Source organism: Sphingopyxis sp. (genome assembly GCF_050725655.1).
GTDB lineage: Bacteria > Pseudomonadota > Alphaproteobacteria > Sphingomonadales > Sphingomonadaceae > Sphingopyxis.
The window spans coordinates 1-3,526 of sequence record NZ_JBOHHT010000059.1 but is presented as its reverse complement, the minus strand read 5'-3'; the positions used below and the strand labels follow the sequence as shown (position 1 = coordinate 3,526).

General features: G+C 65.3%; 4 protein-coding genes. 3 read left to right on the top strand and 1 reads right to left on the bottom strand.

What is annotated here, in order from left to right:
- Nucleotides 1-65 precede the first annotated feature (65 nt).
- The gene (locus tag ACREBX_RS08330; RefSeq protein WP_431561289.1) at nt 66-1,478 is read right to left on the bottom strand and encodes a M20/M25/M40 family metallo-hydrolase; all 1,413 of its coding nucleotides are present in this window, start codon (nt 1,476-1,478) and stop codon (nt 66-68) included.
- 132 nt (nt 1,479-1,610) lie between these two features.
- Here ACREBX_RS08330 and ACREBX_RS08325 point away from each other — a divergent pair, with 132 nt between their 5' ends.
- From ACREBX_RS08325 to ACREBX_RS08315, 3 genes are read left to right on the top strand one after another with little or no spacing between them, the layout of a single operon-like run.
- Complete coding sequence (locus ACREBX_RS08325) at nt 1,611-2,234, top strand: lysophospholipid acyltransferase family protein (protein WP_431561288.1); 624 nt, start codon at nt 1,611-1,613, stop codon at nt 2,232-2,234.
- Nucleotides 2,231-3,049, top strand: coding sequence for a DUF1295 domain-containing protein (locus tag ACREBX_RS08320; protein ID WP_431561287.1), 819 nt, complete (start codon nt 2,231-2,233; stop codon nt 3,047-3,049). The genes ACREBX_RS08325 and ACREBX_RS08320 overlap by 4 nt, the downstream gene beginning before the upstream one ends.
- Nucleotides 3,025-3,429 carry a ribose-phosphate pyrophosphokinase gene (locus ACREBX_RS08315; protein ID WP_431561286.1) on the top strand — a complete coding sequence of 135 codons (405 nt, stop codon included), beginning with the start codon at nt 3,025-3,027 and terminating at the stop codon, nt 3,427-3,429. Before ACREBX_RS08320 ends, ACREBX_RS08315 begins: the two co-directional genes overlap by 25 nt.
- Nucleotides 3,430-3,526: the final 97 nt, after the last annotated feature.

Genomic DNA, 3,526 nt, shown 5'->3' with positions numbered 1-3,526 from the left:
CCCCAACGATGGTAGCCTATGGGAGGCCGGGAGGGGGAGCGGGCCGGTGCCGCGCCATCAAGCACCTAAGGCTTGTCGGCGTAAGCCTTGACCAGATCGAACATATAGTCGCGCCCGACATAGACCGAGCGGACCTCCATGCGTTCGTTCAGGCCGTGCGCGCCATTGCCGTCGGGGTCGCCCCACATGCCGGGGATACCATAGGTCGGGATACCGACTGCGCCGAGGAAGGTCGCGTCGGTATAGCCATTCGCCATCGACGGGATGACCTTCAGCCCCGGCCAATATTTGTCGACGAGCCTCTGCATCGGGCTGATGATCTTCGGATCGAGCGGCGGCGCGGGCGGCGCAGGGCGCTTGGGCGGTAGCTGGGTGATCTTGACGTCGGGGTCACCGATCACCTTTGCAAGCTCATCCTTGATCGATTCGATGCTGTGCCCCGGAAAGATGCGGCAGTTGATATTCGCTCCGGCGCGCTGCGGCAGCGCGTTCGGCGCATGGCCGCCGTCGAGCAAGGTCGCAACGCAGGTCGTCCGCAAATTGCTGTGCAGGAACGGGTCCTTGTTGACGATCGCCTCGGCCGCCTTGTCGGCGGGGTTCTTCGCCAGCGCCGCCATCGCCCTGCCCGTCTCGTCGCCGCGCGCGGCGCCCGCTTCGGCAAAGAAGCGGCGCGTCGTGTCGGTCATCTCGACCGGGAATTCATAATCCGCAACCTTGGTGAGCGCGCGCGAAAGCTCGTAGATCGCATTGTCGGGCACCGGCGCCGAACTGTGACCACCGGGGTTTCTCGTCTCTAGCCGGAAATTAGCGAAGGTCTTTTCGCCGACCTGCACCGACTGGCTGAGAACTTTGCCTTTCCCGTCGCTGTCGCCGCCGCCGCCTTCGTTGAGTGCAAATTCGGCGTCGATCAGGTCGCGCCTGTTCGCGGCGAGCCATTCGACGCCGTTGAAGGCGCCATTGGTTTCCTCACCGCAGGTCAGCGCGACCTTAACCGTGCGCTTCGGTTTATAGCCCGCCTGCTGGAAACGAATCAGCGTGTCGACCCACACCGCCGCCTGCGCCTTGTCGTCGGCGGTGCCGCGGCCATAGAAATAGCCGTTTTCCTCGACCATGACGAACGGGTCGCGTTCCCAGTCGGCGCGCTTCGCCTCGACGACGTCGATATGCGCGACGAGCAGGATCGGCTTCGCGGTTTTGGACGTGCCCGGATAGACGGCGACGAGACCGCCTTCCTTGGGATTCTCGGGGGTCGCAAAGGGGGTGAGCTGGCTGGCGGGAAGGCCCGCCGCCTTCAGCCGCGCCGCCATGCGTTCGGCGGCAAGGGTGCAATTGCCCGACGAGAGCGTCGTGTTTGTCTCGACCAATTCCTTGTAAAGATCGCGGAAGGCGAGCTGGTCGGCGCGCGGCTGCGCCTCGGCGGCGATCGCGGGCGCGGCAAGCAGCATGGCGGACGTCAGCAGCGCGGACAGCGTCTTCATCATTTTCTCCCCTGTTTTGCGGATGAAGGGAGCAGAAAGACCGCATCGCCGCAAGCCGCGATGCGCACCCCCTTGCGCCGCGGCGGGCTTTCGCGCAATCCGGGCGAAGGGAGAGGACCAAGCGTGACGAGTATGAATGACGACCCGCCGGGGCTGGTGGCGCGCGCGGTGCGCCGCCTGTTGCTTCTGCTGTACCGGATGCGCGGATGGCAAGCGGTCGGCGAGGTGCCCGAACCGCGGCGCTTCATCCTGATCGCGGCGCCGCACACGAGCAATTGGGATTTCGTCAATTTCCTCGGGCTGACCGCCGACCTGAATATGCATCCCTTTTTTATGGCAAAGCTGTCGCTGTTCCGCTGGCCGATCGGCGGCTTTATCCGCCAGATGGGCGGCGTCCCGGTCGATCGCCGCGGCGGCGGCAATGTCGTGCAGCAGATGGCGTGCGAATTCGGGCGGCGCGCCGAATTCATGCTGACCGTCGCGCCCGAGGGCACGCGCGGCAAGGCGGCGAAATGGCGCACCGGCTTTTATCAGATCGCGATGGCGGCCAAGGTGCCGCTGGTGGTCGGCTTCATGGATTATGGCACCAAGACGGGCGGGCTCGGCCCGCTGATCTGGCCAACGGGCGACTTTCGCGCCGACATGATGAAGGTATTTGAGGTATATAAGAGCCATACCGCCCGATTCCCCGAGCGGCAGGCGCGCTCGATCGATGATATCGTCGGCCGCGATGAGGAACGAGACATGCGCGCGTGAGTGACGCCCTTTTGTTGCTGGCGATCAATTTCGGCGGATTGCTTGGCGCGATCCTGCTCTTGTGGAGCGTCGCGACCCTGATCCGCGACGTGTCGTTCATCGATGCCTTCTGGGCGTTCGGTATGGTGCTGCTCGCATGGGGCACATGGTGGCAGGTCGGCGCGGAGGGCGCGCACGCAAAGCTGCTCCTTGGCCTTGCGTCGCTATGGGGGCTGCGGCTCGCAATCCATCTGACGATCCGCTGGGCGAGCCACGGCGAGGACCCGCGCTACAAGAAGATCCTCGCGCGCACGATGGAGAAGCGGAAGTGGGGATGGGCGAAGACCGCGCTGCTCATGGTATTCCTGACGCAGGCCCCCTTGCTGTTCATCACCTGCCTGCCTGCACAGATCGGCATCTGGGCGAGCGCGATGGCTCCGGACGGCGGCGTCGGCGTCCTCGGATGGATCGGCGCGGTTGCGGCGCTGGCCGGCATTGCGTTCGAGAGCATTGGTGACGCTCAGCTCGACGCCTTTCGCAAAAATTCCGCGAACAAGGGCAAGGTGCTCGACACGGGCCTGTGGCGCTATACGCGCCATCCCAATTATTTCGGCGACGCGCTGACGTGGTGGGGCCTCTGGCTGGTGGTCGCCGACCTCGGCTGGGCGCCCGCGCTCGCGAGCGTGATCGGACCGGTCTTCCTGACCTTCACCCTCACCAAATGGTCGGGCAAGGCGCTGCTTGAAAAGGGGCTGCACAAGACGCGACCCGATTATGCCGATTATGTCGCGCGCACCTCCGGATTCATTCCATGGCCGCCAAAGACCAAGGCTTAGGCAGCGAGGAAAGCCCGGCCGATGTGTCGGCGCTCGGCGACGCGCCGCGCATCCGCGCGATATTGATCGACGCGGCGCGCGAGGGGCGCAGCGTCAGCTATTCCGAACTGCTCGGCGACCTCGGTTTCCGTTTCACCCGGCCCAAGATGCGCGCCGTGTGCCGGACGCTGGAGGAAGTCGACCGGATGTGCGCCCTCGACGGCGAGCCCGACCTTGCGGTGCTGCTGGTGCGCGAGAGCGACCGGCTGCCGGGACAGGGTTGGTGGGTCGGCGGGACCGCGCTGTTACTGGGGTATGACGGACCGTGGGAAGGCCCGGCGGCGGCGCGGTTTATTCGCGAGCAGCAGCAATTGGCATTCGATTATTGGGCGGGGCGCTAGATGGCCGCCGTCGACCGATAGTTGCTGTTCCCCGGCGAAGGCCGGGGTCCAGAGCGCAAATCGCAAACGCTTGTTCTCTAACGCTCTGGGCCCCGGC

Excerpts from the sequence above, each read along its gene's own strand:
- ACREBX_RS08315 (WP_431561286.1), top strand. The coding sequence starts at position 3,025 with ATGGCCGCCAAAGACCAAGGCTTAGGCAGCGAGGAAAGCCCGGCCGAT.
- ACREBX_RS08330 (WP_431561289.1), bottom strand. The coding sequence starts at position 1,478 with ATGAAGACGCTGTCCGCGCTGCTGACGTCCGCCATGCTGCTTGCCGCG.
- ACREBX_RS08325 (WP_431561288.1), top strand. The coding sequence starts at position 1,611 with ATGAATGACGACCCGCCGGGGCTGGTGGCGCGCGCGGTGCGCCGCCTG.